The 13,746-nt window shown below is 63.4% G+C and carries 14 protein-coding genes; 10 read left to right on the top strand and 4 right to left on the bottom strand.

Annotation, left to right across the window (positions count from 1 at the left end; translation table 11 throughout):
- The coding region (locus VK519_RS00645) for an ATP-binding cassette domain-containing protein (RefSeq protein WP_324346675.1) at nucleotides 1-290 on the bottom strand (290 nt) is incomplete at its 3' end.
- A gap of 224 nt (nucleotides 291-514) precedes the next feature.
- Between VK519_RS00645 and VK519_RS00640 the strand changes: the two genes are divergently transcribed.
- From VK519_RS00640 to VK519_RS00630, 3 genes are all read left to right on the top strand, one after another.
- Nucleotides 515-1,711 carry a DesA family fatty acid desaturase gene (locus VK519_RS00640; protein ID WP_324346673.1) on the top strand — a complete coding sequence of 399 codons (1,197 nt, stop codon included), beginning with the start codon at nucleotides 515-517 and terminating at the stop codon, nucleotides 1,709-1,711.
- A 381-nt stretch (nucleotides 1,712-2,092) separates the two neighbouring features.
- Nucleotides 2,093-2,902 (top strand): isocitrate lyase/PEP mutase family protein, encoded by an 810-nt coding sequence (locus tag VK519_RS00635; protein WP_324346671.1) that lies wholly within the window; start codon nucleotides 2,093-2,095, stop codon nucleotides 2,900-2,902.
- A 95-nt stretch (nucleotides 2,903-2,997) separates the two neighbouring features.
- On the top strand, nucleotides 2,998-4,761 hold the full coding sequence (locus VK519_RS00630; RefSeq protein WP_324346669.1) for a DUF885 domain-containing protein: 1,764 nt from the start codon (nucleotides 2,998-3,000) through the stop codon (nucleotides 4,759-4,761).
- A 17-nt stretch (nucleotides 4,762-4,778) separates the two neighbouring features.
- On the opposite strand, the gene VK519_RS00625 is transcribed toward VK519_RS00630, so the two are convergent.
- The 3 genes from VK519_RS00625 to rpmB form a co-directional block, all read right to left on the bottom strand.
- Nucleotides 4,779-5,573 carry a hypothetical protein gene (locus VK519_RS00625; RefSeq protein WP_324346667.1) on the bottom strand — a complete coding sequence of 265 codons (795 nt, stop codon included), beginning with the start codon at nucleotides 5,571-5,573 and terminating at the stop codon, nucleotides 4,779-4,781.
- 186 nt (nucleotides 5,574-5,759) lie between these two features.
- Nucleotides 5,760-5,924 (bottom strand): 50S ribosomal protein L33, encoded by a 165-nt coding sequence (rpmG, locus tag VK519_RS00620; RefSeq protein ID WP_324346665.1) that lies wholly within the window; start codon nucleotides 5,922-5,924, stop codon nucleotides 5,760-5,762.
- A gap of 12 nt (nucleotides 5,925-5,936) precedes the next feature.
- Entirely contained in the window at nucleotides 5,937-6,173 is a 237-nt protein-coding gene (gene rpmB, locus VK519_RS00615) for a 50S ribosomal protein L28 (RefSeq protein WP_250624648.1), read from the bottom strand.
- 309 nt (nucleotides 6,174-6,482) lie between these two features.
- On the opposite strand from rpmB, the gene secB reads away from it, so the two are divergent.
- The 7 genes from secB to VK519_RS00585 all read left to right on the top strand — a co-directional run bounded on the left by secB (nucleotide 6,483) and on the right by VK519_RS00585 (nucleotide 13,357).
- Nucleotides 6,483-6,971, top strand: coding sequence for a protein-export chaperone SecB (gene secB / locus VK519_RS00610; RefSeq protein WP_324346662.1), 489 nt, complete (start codon nucleotides 6,483-6,485; stop codon nucleotides 6,969-6,971).
- A gap of 8 nt (nucleotides 6,972-6,979) precedes the next feature.
- Nucleotides 6,980-8,005, top strand: a complete 1,026-nt coding sequence (locus tag VK519_RS00605) for an NAD(P)H-dependent glycerol-3-phosphate dehydrogenase (RefSeq protein ID WP_324346660.1) — start codon at nucleotides 6,980-6,982, stop codon at nucleotides 8,003-8,005.
- Between the two features lie 126 nt (nucleotides 8,006-8,131).
- Nucleotides 8,132-11,152, top strand: a complete 3,021-nt coding sequence (locus VK519_RS00600) for a DEAD/DEAH box helicase (RefSeq protein WP_324346658.1) — start codon at nucleotides 8,132-8,134, stop codon at nucleotides 11,150-11,152.
- A 471-nt stretch (nucleotides 11,153-11,623) separates the two neighbouring features.
- Complete coding sequence (locus VK519_RS00595) at nucleotides 11,624-12,070, top strand: hypothetical protein (RefSeq protein WP_324346656.1); 447 nt, start codon at nucleotides 11,624-11,626, stop codon at nucleotides 12,068-12,070.
- Between the two features lie 65 nt (nucleotides 12,071-12,135).
- Nucleotides 12,136-12,537, top strand: a complete 402-nt coding sequence (locus VK519_RS00590; protein ID WP_324346654.1) for a hypothetical protein — start codon at nucleotides 12,136-12,138, stop codon at nucleotides 12,535-12,537.
- On the top strand, nucleotides 12,534-12,773 hold the full coding sequence (locus VK519_RS17785) for a type II toxin-antitoxin system RelE/ParE family toxin (RefSeq protein ID WP_414692664.1): 240 nt from the start codon (nucleotides 12,534-12,536) through the stop codon (nucleotides 12,771-12,773). The genes VK519_RS00590 and VK519_RS17785 overlap by 4 nt, the downstream gene beginning before the upstream one ends.
- Nucleotides 12,755-13,357, top strand: coding sequence for a M23 family metallopeptidase (locus VK519_RS00585; RefSeq protein WP_324346652.1), 603 nt, complete (start codon nucleotides 12,755-12,757; stop codon nucleotides 13,355-13,357). The genes VK519_RS17785 and VK519_RS00585 overlap by 19 nt, the downstream gene beginning before the upstream one ends.
- The last annotated feature ends 389 nt before the right edge of the window (nucleotides 13,358-13,746 follow it).

The raw sequence follows: 13,746 nt of genomic DNA, 5'->3' as shown, positions 1-13,746 counted from the left end.
ATCGTCAGTTCCGGCCACAGCGGGGCAGTTTCCGGCAGCCAACCCACCAGCCGCCGACCGATTTCAGGACGGTCGATGAAGTCCTGCCCATCCAGTTCGATGGCCCCGGCATCCGGGCGCAGGGCACCGGCCACCATGGCCAGGGTGGTCGATTTCCCGGCGCCGTTGACCCCGAGCAGGCCAAGCACCTCGCCCCGCGCCAATGACAGGTTCAGGTCGTCCACGGCCACCCGGCCCGCCCGCCGCCGCGCCACGCCTGCCATCCGCAGTAAAACCCGGGTGGTCGTCATGCCGCGTCGTTCAGTTTGGCGGGGTCGGCATATAACCTGCATGCCTTGGATTTAGCGAGGAAAGGGCGCACGTTGGGATCAGTCATGGGCTGATTGTCACGTCGCCTCCGGATTCGTACAACCGGCAGCACATAAGTGTGCGCCCGTCGGTCTAACCGTGCTGGTGGGTATGGTGCATCGTCCACTACACTCTCTCCTCACCTGACTTCGCGTGGTTTTCATCCATGTTCCAGTCGTTGCTCGACTTTCTCTCCAACGGACTGACCCAGGCGGGTTGGGCCACCAAGCTTGTCTTCCTGCTGGTGGTCACACAGCTGACGATCTTCACCGTCACGCTGTTCTACCACCGCAGCGCGACCCATCGCGGCGTGGATTTCCACCCCGTGCTGGTGCATTTCTTCCGTTTCTGGGGTTGGCTCACCACCGGCATGGTGGTGAAGGAGTGGGTGGCCATCCACCGCAAGCACCACGCCAAGGTCGAAACCGAGGAAGATCCGCATTCCCCGCAGATCTTCGGCATCAAGAAAGTCTTCTGGGATGGCGTATCGCTCTACCGCGACGCCAGCGAAAACAAGGAAGACATGGAGAAATACGGCAAGGGCACGCCGAACGACTGGCTCGAGCGCAAGTTCTACGGTGGCCATCCGTACTGGGGCCCCACCCTTATGCTCTTCATCGACCTGGCCCTGTTCGGCGCCATCGGTGTTGCCATGTGGGCCGTGCAGATGATCTGGATCCCGTTCTGGGCCGCCGGTTTCGTCAATGGCATCGGCCACTGGTGGGGCTACCGCAATTTCGAAAGCGCCGACACGGCCACGAACATCTCGCCGTGGGGCTTCTGGATCGGCGGTGAGGAACTGCACAACAACCACCATGCGTTCCCGAGCTCGGCCAAGTTTGCCCTGCGCAAGTGGGAATTCGACATCGGCTGGGCGGCGATCTGTGCCTTCCGTGCCGTGGGCATGGCCAAGGTGTTGCGCGTGGCTCCCACGCTGAACCTGCGTCCCAATGTCAGCCTGCCCGATTCCGAGACACTCAAGGGCCTGCTCACCCATCGCTTCCACGCGATGACGGACTACTACCGCAATGTGATCCTGGCCACCCTGCGTGACGAAGTCGGCCACGCCGGCGACACCGTCAAGTCCGTGCCACGCCGCCTGCGTCGCGCCATGGCCGACGGCGGCAAGTGGCTGGATACCGAAGGCCGCGAGCGCATGCAGGCTGTGATGGCCCGCCGCCCGACGTTGGCCACCGTGTGCGATTTCCGCGCCCGCCTTAATAGCGTGATGGAAGAGCGCGGCACCGAGAACGCCCTGAAGAACCTCCAGGCCTGGATCCACGAGGCCGAGCAGAGCGGCATCCGCTCCCTGCAGGAATTCGCCCAGCGTTTGAAGGGTTACTCGGCGGCTGGCGCCGCGTAAGCGATCTAGAAAGTAAGCTAAAAGGCCGCGCATTGCGCGGCCTTTTTTTGTGGCGTCGTTCGAAAGCAGAGTTTAAACCGCGATCGAAATCTATAAGACGGACCGTGGCGTCGAAGTTACGCTCCTCTAAGTTTGCCTCTCAGGACGAGGGGTAGTAGTTCGCCGCATTGCAAAGGATTGTCGTGGGCGTCAATTGGGCAGCTGGCTTCATGAGGTGGAAGCCCTTCGTGGACTCGGCACGACTTGCGCAAAGCCAGAATCGAGTCCGGCGAGTGCATTGCACGCGATGTGCGGCCGATCAAGGCCGCATGACCTCCGACATCATTGTTTCGTGGCGGTGGTGCAGGCAATGTGTGGTTCCTATCCACGGGAGATTTCCCTATGACCACGGCTGCATTGCGCAAGTTGCACGAAGGTCCTTCCATCCTGTTGCTTCCCAATGCCTGGGATGCCGGTAGCGCCAGATTGGTGGAGAGCCTGGGCGCCAAAGCAGTGGCAACCACCAGTGCCGGGCTCTGCTGGTCCAGGGGCTATGCCGATGCCGCGGCGTTGCCGCCCGAGCAGATCATCGGCGCGGCGCGGGATATTCGGCGGGTGGTGTCGGTACCGCTGACGGTGGACATGGAGGGGGGATACTCCGACGATCCGAAAGCCGTGGCGGAACTGGCACTGCGGCTGGTGGATGCCGGCGTCAATGGCGTGAATATCGAGGACGGCTCCGACGCCCCGGAGCTCCTTTGCCGCAAACTCACGGCCATTCGCACTGCCCTGGCAAGCGCAGGTGCCGACCTCTTCCTCAACGTGCGCACCGACGTCTATTTGCGCGGGCTTGCTGGCCCTGGCGATGCCGTGGCGGAAGTGGTGCGCCGCGCCGCGCTGTATCGCGAGGCAGGCTGCGATGGCCTGTTCACGCCGGGCGCTTCCGATGGCGGCCATATCGGCGATATCGCCTCCTCCATTAGCGGGCTGCCGCTGAACATCATGCTGGTGCCTGGCTTGCCGGATTTGCCTACTTTGCAGCGCCTGGGCGTACGGCGACTGAGTGCGGGTTCGGCCATCGCCCAGGCGGGCTGGGGTCATGTGGGCCAGCTCGCCGCACGCTTCCTGGCGGGCGATATCGCCGAGGTGGCGGATGCGCCGGCGGCCGAATACGGCGCGATGAACAGGCTGTTTGCAGGTATCACTAGCTAATTCGAATGACCGGGATGTGGCGGGGTGCTTTCGGCACATGCAAGGCGCAGGGGTTCCGGGCGAGAGTGGAAGTTCTGACCCAACGCGGATCTCGCATGCGTACCTACCTCGCCGCAGCCCTCGGGCTCACCTTGTCCGGACTGTCCTTCGCCCAAGCACCGGCAGCACAGCCTTGGATCGCTCGCAGCAATGCCGATGCGCAGCTCCTGCTGGTGGAAACGGCGACCTTCAGCCCGGAAACCGCTACCAGCGTGGGCCTGGATGGATACGACGCCAAGGTTGCCGACCTTGGCAAGGACATCGACGCACGCCAGCGCGCCGCGTTGGTGGAGGTGGGCAAGAAGCTCGACGCGCGGCTGGCGCAGGAGAAAGACCCCAACGTCCTGCAGGATCTGAAGATCCTCAAGAGTCAGGTAGACCATCAGATCGAAGGCATCGATCTCAACGGGAAGTACCTGCTGCCGTATGCCGATGTCGGCCAGCTGATCTTCAATGGTGAGTTCGCCTTGCTGAAGGACGAAACCGATCCGGCGCGCCGCAACTTTGCCCTGGCGCGCCTGCAGTGCTACGTCGGCATGGTGCCAGGCTGCACGCCGATCGTCGAGGAAGCCAAGGCGCGCTTCACCGAGCGTCTTGGCAATAAAAACCTGATAGGCCCGTTCAAGGGTGAGGTGGAACAGAACCTGGGTAACACCTCGCGCTATGTCGACGGCGTGCACAAGCTCTTCGCCAAGTACAAAATCGCCGGCGCTGATGCTGCGCTTGCAAAGCTCGATGCGCAGATGGCGCAATACGATGCGTGGACGCGTAGCACGGTGCTGCCCCATGCCCGTGCCGAAGCGCCCTTGCCCGAACAGCTCTATGCCTATGGGCTCAAGCTGGTTGGCCTGGATATCGATCCGCGCGAATTGATCCGGCAAGCGCAGCTTGAGTTCATGGAAACGCGATACGCCTTGCAGGCGCTGGCGCCCGAAGTGGCCAGGGCCGAAAACCTTCCTGCAGGGGATTATCAGTCAGTGCTGAAGGCGCTGAAGAAGAAGCAGCTGGCCAAGGACGCGGTGGAACCCACCTACCACGCCGTCCTGGAAAAGATCGAGGATGCCATCCGGCGCGAGCGCATCGTGGACCTGCCCAAGCGCAAGATGGCCATGCGCCTGGCATCGGAGGCCGAGAGCGCCGCCGTGCCCGCGCCGCACATGGATCCGCCGCCGTTCGTGGGCAACAAGGGCGAACGCGGTACCTTCGTGCTTACCATGGGCAACCCGCCCGCCAACGGCAAGGCCAGCGATGCCTACGACGACTTCACCTTCGAGGCGGCGGCGTGGACGCTCACCGCCCACGAAGGCCGTCCGGGCCACGAACTGCAGTTCGCGGCGATGGTGGAGCGGGGCGTATCGCTCACGCGCAGCCTGTTCGCCTTCAATAGCGTGAACGTTGAAGGCTGGGCGCTCTACGCGGAAGCTGAGATGGTCCCTTATGAGCCGCCGGCGGGGCAGTTCATTGCATTGCAGTTCCGCATGCTGCGTGCGGCGCGCGCGTTCCTTGATCCGATGTTGAACCTGGGGCTGATCGACCGCGCCCGCGCACATGACATCCTGGTCAATGACGTGGGTCTGTCCGAGGCGATGGCGCGCCAGGAACTGGACCGCTACACCTTCAACAGCCCGGGCCAGGCCACGGCGTACTTCTATGGGTACATGCGTCTGTTGCAGCTGCGCGCCCAGACGGAAGTCGCCCTGGGCAAGAAATTCGACCGGCTGGCCTTCAACAATTTCCTGGTCGACCAGGGCCTGTTGCCGCCTGACCAACTGGCCGAGGCGGTGCGTACGAAGTTCATCCCGGCGCAGCTGAAGAAATAACGGGGACCGCGCAACCTCTACTTCGATGATTCCGGGCGAATCTGCGCGCTATGCGCGTCGGGGTCGATGGCGCCCACAGTGACGGTGCCTATCAGGCCATCGAAGTCTTTCTCGGCCTGGTCGTGAAGGCGCTTGACGACGGTAGTGGCCTGCTCCGGGAAGGGGCCGAAACCACTGATGTAGGCAAAGCCGCCGCTTTGGGCGGCATCCTGCATCGGCTGGATCTCATGGTTGAAGCGCTGCACCGCCCGGGTGCCGGCCACCTTGTCGCTGTAGTCCTTCTTTAATTTCAGGTAGATCTTCGAGGCCTGCTGCTTCTCCGCCGGGCTGCTGCGCGCGACGGCCCCGGCATAGGCGGTGACGTAGTCAGGGTTCTTGCGCTCGGCGGCCAGGGCCAGCCATGCCAGGCCCAGCGGGCGATTGACCGGGATGTCGCCGACGTCACCGTTGAAGAAGGCAATGCCCAGCAGGTACTGCGCATTCTTGTTAGCCCAGTAGGCGGCGTCGCGCAGCGATTCCCTGTAGCTGGACCAGTGTTCCCGCTGCAGGTGGTAAAGCGCGCGACAACCGTAGTAGTCGGCCGGCAGGATGCGCTCCAGGCCGTCGATGCAGTTGATGATCTTCTGGCCGCCGGTGAAGTCCATGGCCTGCTGGTGCAGGTCCGGCGACGAACTGGCCGTCGCCGGGGATGAGCTGGGGGCTGCCTGGGCCGCCGGGGTGCTGGCCTGATAGGCCGCGGCGGCAGGACTGGCCAGGACGGCGGCGATGGCCGCGGACGCGCAAACGAGCAGGATCTGGGCGGAACGGGCCATGGCGGATTCTTCCTTGCGGGAATTCATTGGGGAACTTACCCCATATCCCAAACGCAGGCACACGGTTTTCGCCGACACCATGCCGGGAAGAAACTTGGGGTCAGAGTAAAAACTCTGACCCCGCCTAGTGCGACGCTCCTGAAGAAACCCGGGCAAAAAAAACCCGCCTTGCGGCGGGTTTTGGTATTACTTGATTTTGCCTTCCTTGTAAGCCACATGCTTGCGTACGACCGGGTCGTACTTGAGCATTTCCATCTTTTCCGGGGTGTTCTTCTTGTTCTTGTCGGTCGTGTAGAAGTGACCGGTACCTGCAGAGGAAATCAGGCGAATCTTGTCACGCTTGCCAGCCATGTCTTGTTCTCCTTAGATTTTTTCGCCGCGGGTACGCAGGTCGGCGATCACGGCTTCGATGCCATTCTTGTCGATCGTGCGCAGGGCGTGGTTGCTGACGCGAAGCTTGATCCAACGCTTCTCGCTTTCGACCCAGAAGCGGCGCTCGTGCAGGTTGGGCAACCAGCGGCGACGGGTCCTGTTGTTTGCGTGCGAGACGTTGTTGCCTGTCTGCACACCCTTTCCGGTGACTTGGCATCTACGGGCCATGATGACCTCCGTAATTTGGTTAGACCGCCCCTTGGCCAGGACGGCATCGGCCCAGCCACGGTCCGATCGGGACCGTTACGCGCCTGTGGCTGGAGGTGGAACCCCTGTTTGCCATGGGACCCGCGGCGTGTGGCGGGCTTCCCCGACGGATCGGGGTGGCACAGGTAAGCCGCGCATTGTCGCAGAAGCCTACCTTTTGGCGCAAGTCGCGGGTGCGGATGCCAAGGATGTATGAAACAATTGGCCTCTTTGGCGCTTGCCGGGCGCCTTCAAACCGTATTTCAGACCGCATTTACCGAGGGAATCCACATGTCCGACACCAACGTCAACGGCCAGGCGGCCGGCCCGCAGCTGGTCCTGCAGAAGATCTACGTGAAGGATGCCTCCTTCGAGGCGCCCAACGCGCCGCAGGTATTCCAGGAGATCGGTGAAGGCGTCGACCAGCCGCAGGTCCAGCTGAACCTTGGCCACAAGGCCACCGACCTTGGCGAGGACGTCTTCGAAGTCGTCCTTTCGCTCACGCTTACCTGCAGCCTGGGCGAGCGCACCGCGTACCTGGCCGAAGTGCACCAGGCCGGCATTTTCGGCGTGGCCGGCTTCGCCGACAACGACCGGGACGGCATCCTGGGCAGCTACTGCCCGAACCTGCTGTTCCCCTATGCCCGCCAGATGGTCTCCTCGATGGTCCAGGAGGGTGGCTTTCCGCCGTTCCTGCTGCAGCCGATCAATTTCGACGCCCTGTACGCCGAGCAGCAGCGCCGCGTGTCCGGTGGCGAGACGCAGACCCTCAATAGCTGATAGCCGGCATGTCCCCTCCTGCCACGGTCGCCGTCCTCGGCGCCGGCTCCTGGGGCACGGCGCTGGCGGCATTGCTGGCACGTAACGGCGCGGACACACGTCTGTGGGGCCGCGACGCGGAAGCGCTGGCGGCCATGGCCGCCAGCCGGCGCAACGCCCGTTACCTGCCGGAAGTCGAGCTCCCGGAAGAACTCCACTACGAAAGCCACCTGGCTGCCGCCCTCGAGGGCGCGGACATCGTGCTTATCGTCGTGCCCAGCCATGCCTTCGCCGCCATGCTGGCCGAGATCGGCCCGTTGCTGGGGCCACAGACTGCCGTGGCCTGGGCCACCAAGGGTTTCGAGCCCGGCACCGGACGCTTCCTGCACGAACTGGTCGACGACGAATGGCCCGGTCGCCCGGCGGCCGTGATCACAGGTCCGTCGTTTGCCCGTGAAGTGGCGATGGGCCTGCCCAGTGCCGTTACCGTGCATTCGGACAACGAGCCTTTCGCCACGCGCATGGCCACCTTGCTGCACGCGCCCAATCTTCGCGCCTACACCGGCAACGACATGCTGGGTGCGGAGCTGGGCGGAGCGATGAAGAACGTGCTGGCCGTGGCCACGGGTGTTGCCGACGGCATGGAGCTGGGCCTGAATGCCCGCGCTGGCCTGATCACCCGTGGCATGAACGAGATGCTGCGCCTGGGCGTTGCCTTGGGTGCGCGTGCGGAAACACTGATGGGCCTGTCGGGCCTGGGCGACCTGGTCCTCACCTGCACGGGCGATCTTTCCCGCAACCGTCGACTGGGCCTGGCGCTTGGTCGCGGCGTGCCCATCGACGAAGCCATCCGCCAGATCGGCCAGGTGGTGGAAAGCGTGGTGACCGCCGACGAAGTGGCCCGGCTGGCGGAGTTCCACCAGCTGGATCTTCCCATTGCCAGCGGCGTCCGCGCCGTCCTGCATGGCGAGGTCACCCCGGTGGAAGGCTTGCGCGCCCTGATGGCCCGTGAACGGAAGCCCGAGTATCCGCACGGCCTGTTTGGACAGGACTAACCAGCCAGCATTGCGCAGCCCCGCTGAATCGTTCCGATACCCGGCCAGACATGGCCCAAAGGTCGTGGCGGTACTTTCATCTGCCCCTGCTAAGCTGGTTCTTTTGCAAATCGCGATTGGCGGCCGATGCAACAACCCAGCGGCAAACGAAGCCAGGGCCTGACCCACGCCAGTGGGCATGGCGAAGCCTTGCCCGTCGCCTGGGAGCGCATGCTCGATCCGGTCCCCGCACCCCCCGCCGAACACGTGGTGCTGGGCTTCTTCCTGGAAATGGTCAACGACGAGAACGAGGCGGCCGGCCGGCTTGAGGCTGCGCCCGTGTTGCTTACCGTTCTTGCCCAGGGTCGCTACGCGCGTCCGACGCCGCTCGATGGCAAGCATCTGTCCGCCGCGGCACTCACCCCGGCTGAAGTCCGCCTCGCCGCCACCGTATTGGGCCTGGGACAAGCCGTGCGCAAGGGCCGTACCTATGCACGGTTGTCCGCCCACCTGGGCGACGCCCTGCTCGCCGAGATGCTCGACACGGCGCCGTGTTTCTTCGGCGGCACGGCCGGCCTGCACCTTTCGCGTGGCAAGGCCCGCCCGCTGGGCTGGCGCTGGCTACTGGAGAAGGATGGCCGTCAGCGCCTGCTGCCGGTGCTTCCGACCAGCCAGCGCCTGCTGCGCATCGAGCACCTGTGGTATCTCGACGCCGAGCATGCGGAGATGGGTATCCTGGAAGGCGGCCCGGAAGAAACCGCGTGGCTCGACCTTCCGGCGCTGGCGCCGGAACACTCGCAAGCGATGCGCAACGCACTGGCCGAAGCCGGCCGTGTATCGCGCGTGCCAGCACCCCAGGTGTTCGACGGTGTCCGCCGCGCCTCGTTGCCGCCGCAGCCCGTGGTGGTCTTGCATGCACTGACACGCCATGCGCGCCTGGCCGTCGGTACACCGCCGTTGGCTTACGCGCGCCTGGCCTTCGATTACGCTGGCGAGCGCCTGCCTGGTCGCGGCGGTGAGCCATTGGTGCGTCGCGTCCGTTCCGGATCGCTGGTGGAAATCACCCGCCGCCGCGCGGAGGAACTGGCCAGCATGGAGCACCTGGAGGCGGCGGGCCTGAACCCCGCCGTGGACACCGAGGGCTTGCCCTGGGACATGGCCGACACGCTGCCCGACGACGCCTGGCTATTCCCCGGCAAGGGATACGCCGGCGCCCTGGAAGTGAACACGCCGGCGCGCTGGCTGGCCTTGCGCGCACGGCTGGAAGCGGACGGTTTCCACATCGAGTACGCGCCCAGCTTCCCGTTCGAGGTGCTTGAAGGGCCCGTGCGCTGGTATGGCAAGGCGGCCGAAGACGACGCCGACCACGCCTTTGACCTGGAGATCGGCATCGAGGTGGAAGGCAAGCGGGTGAACCTGCTGCCCGCGGTGGCCCAGGCCCTGGCCGAACACCAGTTCTCGCTGAGTCCCGGTGCCAGCGAGGCGGATGACGCCGTGTGGTATGCGCCCGTCGACGACCGCCGACGCGTGCCTGTGCAATTGAAGGACCTCCGCGGCCTGCTGGCGCCGCTGGCCGAATACCTCGAGCGCCCGAAGCAGTCGCTGCACCTGCCGCGCGTGCAGGCCGGACGCCTGGAAGAGCTGGCGCTGGCATTGCCTGCCGGCGGCTCGTTCGAAGCACCTGAGCGCCTGCGTGGATTCACCCAGCGCTTGCGCGATGCCGGCGAACGCGCCAGCGATGCCGTGCCCGAAGCCTTGCAGGCGGAGCTCCGCCCCTACCAGCGCGAAGGCCTGCGCTGGTTGAACGCGCTGGCCGAAGCGGAAGTGGGTGGTGTACTTGCCGACGACATGGGCCTGGGCAAGACCCTGCAGCTGATCGCCCATCTGCTTAGCCTGAAGGAAAGTGGGTCGCTTACTTCGCCGGCCCTGATCGTGGTGCCGACCAGCCTGATCCCGAACTGGATCGCCGAGTCCGCGCGTTTCGCGCCTTCCTTGAGCCTGCTGGCGCTGCACGGCCCGCAGCGCGCCGAAGGTTTCGCGCAACTGGGCACCTTCGACATCGTCCTTACCAGTTATGCACTGCTGCCGCGCGATGTCGCTGCGCTCAAGAAGCAGCCCTTCGCGTTGGTCGTGCTTGACGAAGCCCAGCAGGTGAAGAACCCGCGCACCCAGGCGCGGCGCGCACTGCTGACGTTGCAGGCGCCGCGCTGCCTGTGCCTTACCGGCACGCCGCTGGAAAACCACCTGGGCGAACTGTGGTCGCAGATCGACCTGGCCGTACCGGGCCTGCTTGGCGACGAAGGCGCCTTCCGCCGTCATTACCGCGGGCCGATCGAGAAACTACACGACCTTGAAGTGCAGGAGCGCCTGAACCGCCGCATCGCGCCGTTTATCCTGCGCCGCACGAAGGGGCAGGTGGCTTCGGAGCTTCCGGCCAAGACCGAAATCACCCGCCGCGTGGTGTTCGAAGGCCGCCAGCGCGAGCTTTACGAAAGCCTGCGCCTTTCCCTGTCGGAAGAATTGCGCGATGTCATCGCCCAGCGCGGTATCGCCCACAGCGGCATCGTGGTGCTCGATGCGCTGCTGAAACTGCGCCAGGTGTGTTGCGACCCGCGCCTGGTGAAACTGGAAGCGGCGCGCGGCGTGCGTGAATCGGCGAAGTTCGAATTGCTGATGGACATGCTGCCGAACCTGCTGGCCGAGGGCCGGCGCGTGCTGCTGTTCAGCCAGTTCACCGAGATGCTGAAGCTGATCGCCCACGAACTCGATCGCCGCCGCATCCAGTACGTTACGCTCACCGGCGAAACACGCGACCGCGCCGAACCCGTGCAGCGTTTCCAGGCCGGCGAAGTGCCGCTGTTCCTGCTGTCGCTGAAAGCTGGCGGCGTGGGCCTGAACCTCACCGCCGCCGACACCGTTATCCACTACGACCCCTGGTGGAACCCCGCCGCCGAAGCCCAGGCCTCCGACCGCGCCCATCGCATCGGCCAGGACAAACCCGTGTTTGTCTTCCGCCTGATCACCGCTAATACGGTGGAAGAGCGTATCGAGGAACTGAAGAAGCGCAAGGCGGAACTGGCGCATGCGGTGCTCGAGGGTGGCGGTAGCCGCGAGAAGCTGAGCTTCGACCAGAGTGATCTGGATGCGTTGTTGGCGCCTGCAGGGTAGGGCGATCTGCAACGGGCGCGTTCGCGTTCGTTGATATCTGTTTCGTCGATAACCGCAAAGAGGTCATCTTTGCGAAAACTTCCGTTCGCTTTTTTACGCACTTTTGCGACCGTTCCGATGGAGATGTCGCGGCGACTTTGGCACCATCGGCGGGCCGCTTTGAGCGGCCAGGGTTCAAACCCCTGCACTCCAGGAGTCGCACGCACACGAATGTGTGCGTCGGCTTCTTGTCGCCTATCGTTTTTAGGCGGGCGTGTCGGAAGGGTTCGTCCCTGACCGTTCGGTAGTGCGGAGTTTGAACCGACACGCCCGCCACCTTCATCTGGAGGTGGCCTCGCCGGAGACCGCATGGACGCGTCATCAGATGAAGACCTTCAGATCTTTTTTCGTTCGTACACGGAACTTGTAGAGCTGATCGGTCGATGCGTCGGCGCGTGCATCGCGCCCGAGTGCCATGCCGGCATGGAACTCATGCTTGAGCGCCTGGAGTTCCGCGACCGCCTCGGCTTCATCCTCGACTTCCTGAGCGCCACGATGGGCAAACGTCACCCACTGACGCAGGAGTACAAGGAGTGGCGTCGCGACCTCACCGACGTGAACCGGCGATGGCATGCCACCGTTCGCCTGGAGCGCCGCATCGGCCTGGTCCGGAAGGACACGATTCGGCTAGAGATCCATAAGGAGTTTGCAGCGGGTTGGGTGCAGCAACTACGGTCGATCTCGCTACGCCAGCCGTCGCTTGAGATGTTCCATCGAATCCAGGAGCAAAAGCGCGCGGCCCGGGCGGCGAACGGAACGGACAGCCAGGTTACCCAGGTGCCCGACATGCCGGATGACCGTGCTTGTCCGAGTGCCGACGTGCAAGCGGAGTTCGCGTCCTTAAGTGCGTTGCTCGTGCGCCAGAGCGAAGAAGACTGACGTCGTTGCCGCCTTACTTCGCATGAACTTGGCCGATAGCAAAAGCGCGTTAGAACTACCTGATCATGGGCGAAATCAAGAAGAAATCTGCCCGCGAATTGAGTAGCTTGAACATGCGCTTGCCCATCCCTGAGCGGTGGAAGATACTCTTCTTCCATACGCGATTGCGGATCTCGAGGCGGGCAAACATGGCTAAAAAGGTGAGTGTAACCATGCAGCTCGACCATGACGTCAACGAAAGAATTCTTGCAGAAGCCGCGCGCGAGCATCAGTCCGCGGAGGTTATCGCGGAGGCGCTCCTACGAGAGTCCCTTGATCGACGTAGCGAAGAGCGTGCATATCGCGCTCACTACGACGAACGTGTGGCGGCTGGGCTCGCCGACATTCGCGCCGGACGGGTAACTTCACACAACGAGGTCATGGCCAAACTCGCAGCATTGCAAGCGGAAGCGACGCGTGGCAAGTGAATGTGTCATGGTCCGATGACGCGGAATTTCAGCTTACCGAAATCTGGCGCAGCATAGCGCGCGACAATCCACAGGCGGCGGGTCAACTCAGTCGAATGATTGACGACGCTGTCGAATCGATTGCCCTATTTCATCACATGGGAAAGCCCATCGCGCAGCGGATGGATGGAAGCTGGGCATATCCGGCCAGGAAGCATTCCTCGAAGCGTTGGACGCCATGCCTGACACGTTGGTGAGTGTCGACGAGCGTCGGATCTGGGCCAATCAACATCGGGTGTCCACCGATGCGCCGCTTGCCGTCGCCACCGGCATCGGCTTGCCGTGGCCTGTGAATCAAGGCTGGCAGATGACAGCCGGTATGCACGGCCATGTCCCCAATCAGCGGCCATTCAATTCCGTTGACATGTGGTCATTCAATGGCAGGGTACTCGCGCCGAAGGCGGGTATTTACTACACCACATGCAACAGCAGGGGCAGTGCGCTGGCACATGTTGTCCACGACAACGGTTACACCACAACGTATTACCACATGGAAAACATGCCCAGCATCGCCGATGGCACGCGAATCGATGCGGGGACCTTTCTTGGTTATGTCGGCAATGCCTTGCCTTGCGGTGGCTCGAGTTCGGGCGCCCACGTACATATGTCGTTGCAATATGGCAATCGCGCAACGGCATTGGAAGGCAAGGTTCTCGGCGGTTGGACCTTCCATGAAGGCTGGTTCCCGTACCAGGGTTATCTAAGCCGTGGCAATCAGAGGATCCAGCCAGGTTCCCGCACGCTGGTCACCAACTACGGGGAAGATGATCCAGGGATGTAGATTCATCCTGGAGAGAGCCGGCCCGCTCCGTGTAGTCGGGCCGGCTCCGCGTTGAACGAACTGCTAGCCATTGTCGCCATCACGCTGACGACGAGCATCACGATTCCGATCGTGCGTATAGCGATGCCAAAGCATTCTCTTGGTGCCATCAGAATCCCCTGTTGTTTTTGATTCCTAAAGCCGGAATTAAGCAGCGACGTGGCGCGCCCACGGACATGAGTCGTTAGGCGCCAGGCAGGTCAAGGCTGTGATCGGTCGGTTCGGGTGTGACACCAAGCACCTTGAGGTGTGAGGAACCTTCGAAGCGATGCCAGCAGTTCTGCGGCACCACCACAAGCTCTCCAGAATTGAGGCTGATCCGATGCTGTTCGCTGTTTACAAGGAGAACA

The organism is Pinirhizobacter sp. (assembly GCF_035317885.1).
GTDB lineage: Bacteria > Pseudomonadota > Gammaproteobacteria > Xanthomonadales > Rhodanobacteraceae > Pinirhizobacter.
The sequence above is the reverse complement of the archived record's forward strand: the minus strand, read 5'-3'. Positions and strand labels throughout refer to the sequence as shown.

What these genes read in the sequence shown, in the direction of transcription:
- VK519_RS00635 (WP_324346671.1), top strand. Translation starts at nt 2,093, where the DNA reads ATGACCACGGCTGCATTGCGCAAGTTGCACGAAGGTCCTTCCATCCTG.
- VK519_RS00585 (WP_324346652.1), top strand. Translation starts at nt 12,755, where the DNA reads ATGCCTGACACGTTGGTGAGTGTCGACGAGCGTCGGATCTGGGCCAAT.
- VK519_RS00630 (WP_324346669.1), top strand. Translation starts at nt 2,998, where the DNA reads ATGCGTACCTACCTCGCCGCAGCCCTCGGGCTCACCTTGTCCGGACTG.
- VK519_RS00625 (WP_324346667.1), bottom strand. Translation starts at nt 5,573, where the DNA reads ATGGCCCGTTCCGCCCAGATCCTGCTCGTTTGCGCGTCCGCGGCCATC.
- rpmG (WP_324346665.1), bottom strand. Translation starts at nt 5,924, where the DNA reads ATGGCTGGCAAGCGTGACAAGATTCGCCTGATTTCCTCTGCAGGTACC.
- VK519_RS00605 (WP_324346660.1), top strand. Translation starts at nt 6,980, where the DNA reads ATGTCCCCTCCTGCCACGGTCGCCGTCCTCGGCGCCGGCTCCTGGGGC.
- VK519_RS00600 (WP_324346658.1), top strand. Translation starts at nt 8,132, where the DNA reads ATGCAACAACCCAGCGGCAAACGAAGCCAGGGCCTGACCCACGCCAGT.
- VK519_RS00590 (WP_324346654.1), top strand. Translation starts at nt 12,136, where the DNA reads ATGGGCGAAATCAAGAAGAAATCTGCCCGCGAATTGAGTAGCTTGAAC.
- secB (WP_324346662.1), top strand. Translation starts at nt 6,483, where the DNA reads ATGTCCGACACCAACGTCAACGGCCAGGCGGCCGGCCCGCAGCTGGTC.
- VK519_RS00640 (WP_324346673.1), top strand. Translation starts at nt 515, where the DNA reads ATGTTCCAGTCGTTGCTCGACTTTCTCTCCAACGGACTGACCCAGGCG.
- rpmB (WP_250624648.1), bottom strand. Translation starts at nt 6,173, where the DNA reads ATGGCCCGTAGATGCCAAGTCACCGGAAAGGGTGTGCAGACAGGCAAC.
- VK519_RS00595 (WP_324346656.1), top strand. Translation starts at nt 11,624, where the DNA reads ATGCTTGAGCGCCTGGAGTTCCGCGACCGCCTCGGCTTCATCCTCGAC.